The sequence below is a fragment of the Intestinibacter sp. genome (genome assembly GCF_051866655.1).
GTDB lineage: Bacteria > Bacillota > Clostridia > Peptostreptococcales > Peptostreptococcaceae > Intestinibacter.
Genome location: NZ_JBJDXL010000568.1, coordinates 1 through 1,998, shown reverse-complemented (window position 1 = coordinate 1,998; position 1,998 = coordinate 1). Strand labels below are relative to the sequence as shown.

General features: G+C 37.9%; 3 protein-coding genes. All 3 read right to left on the bottom strand.

Features of this window, described 5'->3' with window-relative positions:
* Positions 1 to 130: 130 nt before the first annotated feature.
* On the bottom strand, positions 131 to 985 hold the full coding sequence (locus ACI3VO_RS17205) for a sigma-70 family RNA polymerase sigma factor (RefSeq protein WP_439759079.1): 855 nt from the start codon (positions 983 to 985) through the stop codon (positions 131 to 133).
* Positions 982 to 1,644, bottom strand: coding sequence for a vWA domain-containing protein (locus tag ACI3VO_RS17200; RefSeq protein WP_439759078.1), 663 nt, complete (start codon positions 1,642 to 1,644; stop codon positions 982 to 984). The genes ACI3VO_RS17205 and ACI3VO_RS17200 overlap by 4 nt, the downstream gene beginning before the upstream one ends.
* A partial coding sequence (locus ACI3VO_RS17195; RefSeq protein ID WP_439759077.1) for a hypothetical protein occupies positions 1,644 to 1,998 on the bottom strand: 355 nt, incomplete at its 5' end. The genes ACI3VO_RS17195 and ACI3VO_RS17200, both read right to left, overlap by 1 nt.

Below are 1,998 nucleotides of genomic sequence, written 5' to 3'. Positions count from 1 at the left end.
TATATTAATTCTCCTGTATCATTAAAGATTTCTATGCTTGGTCCTCTTTCTGGATCTTCACTGACCCATTGCCTAGCCCAAGTGCTTTTTCCAGATGCTGGAATACCTTGTAGAACAATTATTTTCTTAATCATAACAATTCTTTTAAATCGTTTATGTACTTAGATTTCAGATAATTTAGAGCACTATGCTGTATTTGTCTAACTCTTTCACTTCCTATTCCAAAACGTCTTGCAATTTCTTCATTAGTCATAGGATTCATTCCTATTCCAAAAGACATTCTAAGAATATCTCTATCCCTGTAAGGTAGCTTTGAAAGAATTCTGTTTATTTCATTGGATAGATCGCTCTTAGAAACTTCTGCATCAGTAGATATTGCCCCATCATTTGGAATAATATCAAGAAGGCAGCTAGCATCTTCATCCTTGATAGGATTTTCTAAAGAAACCGATCTATTCATTGACGCCATTGTTAAACAAATCTTATCATAGTCTATATTAGTAAGTTCTTCTAACTCTCCAGTTGAAGGTTTTCTACCATGCTGTTGTTCAAACTGCTCTATAGCTTTATTTATCTTATTCATGCAGACAACCTGATTTGCAGGAACCCTAATGGTCCTACATTGATCTGATAGGGCTTTTATGATAGCTTGTCTGATCCACCATACTGCATAAGAGATAAATCTAAACCCTCTGGTCTCATCAAACTTTCTGGCTGCCTCTATTAGTCCTATGTTTCCTTCTTGTATAAGATCTACTAGAGCCAGTCCTTTGTTTTGATACTGCTTAGCTACAGAAATTACGAAGCGTAAATTTGCTTCTACTAGCTTCTTAACTGCAGCCTCATTTCCTTCCTTTATCTTTTTTGTAAGTTTTATCTCCTCTTCTTGACTAATCATAGGCTGACGGGATACATCCTTAAAATAAGAATTCAAGGATGCATCCTGCCTATCAGTTATAGATTGAGAGATTTTGAAACTTCTCATCTAAGAGAGATTCCTGTGCTAGTTGAATATTCAATAGTATCTGCTTGTAGAGCACTAGATAGAGTAGCTTCAGCGCAAGCGGAAATACCATCAGATAGTCTATACTGGGCAGCATAGGTATTTATATGCCCATAGTTATTAACAATATTTTCTCTAGAAGATACTGATCTTCTAGTTATTCCTAGGCTATCCGCGTCCTCTAGGGAATCTAGATCGGTTCCCATATAGATGAAGGACCAATCATATTTCTCTTCCTGATGCTTTATCATTTCTCTAACTGTCTCTAGTCTATATTTCCTGGAGCTATTCTCTTCTCCATCAGTCATTATGACAATTAGATTCTTAGAAGGACGTTGAGACTCGTCCATAGCACAGAGCCACTTACCAACCTCGTCGATTGCTGTACCGATACCGTCGTTCATAGCGGTGCATCCTCCAGGAGAATACTTAAGTTGTGGAAGATCTTTCACAGGCTTTCCAAGGTAGTCTTGATGGACCTCATCGGAAAACCTATACACGGATACGATGCATTCTCCACAATCTACATTCTTTTGTTCGTCTACTAGTTTCTGAAAACCTCCGATTACATCGGAAGTAGAACCGTACATTGATCCACTTTCATCAAGTACGAAACAAATATGTAATAAGTTACTTTTCATTATGCTTCGTCTTCTATGTTACTTTCACCTTTATCAAGAAGTTCTTGTTCCTTATTCAAGAACCTAAAACACTTTAGCTTGAAAGCTCGTATCACCCCATCGTCTATCTTAATTACGACTCCCTCATGAGGAACTTTATTAACGCAGTGTGGAGAATCTTGTTCCATATAGAAATTAGGATCTCCTGCTAGCCTATCTATGAAGTTCTCGTTCCAATGCTCCGAAGGATTCAAATCGGGATACAAGTCCTTAGCTACGCCGCAGAAACACTCTTCAACAGGAGTAAGTCCTACTTGAGCACACCATTGTTGCACTTGGTGAGGAGTAAACTCAAGTACCTTACCTTCTACGTTG

Excerpts from the sequence above, each read along its gene's own strand:
- ACI3VO_RS17205 (WP_439759079.1), bottom strand. The coding sequence starts at position 985 with ATGAGAAGTTTCAAAATCTCTCAATCTATAACTGATAGGCAGGATGCA.
- ACI3VO_RS17200 (WP_439759078.1), bottom strand. The coding sequence starts at position 1,644 with ATGAAAAGTAACTTATTACATATTTGTTTCGTACTTGATGAAAGTGGA.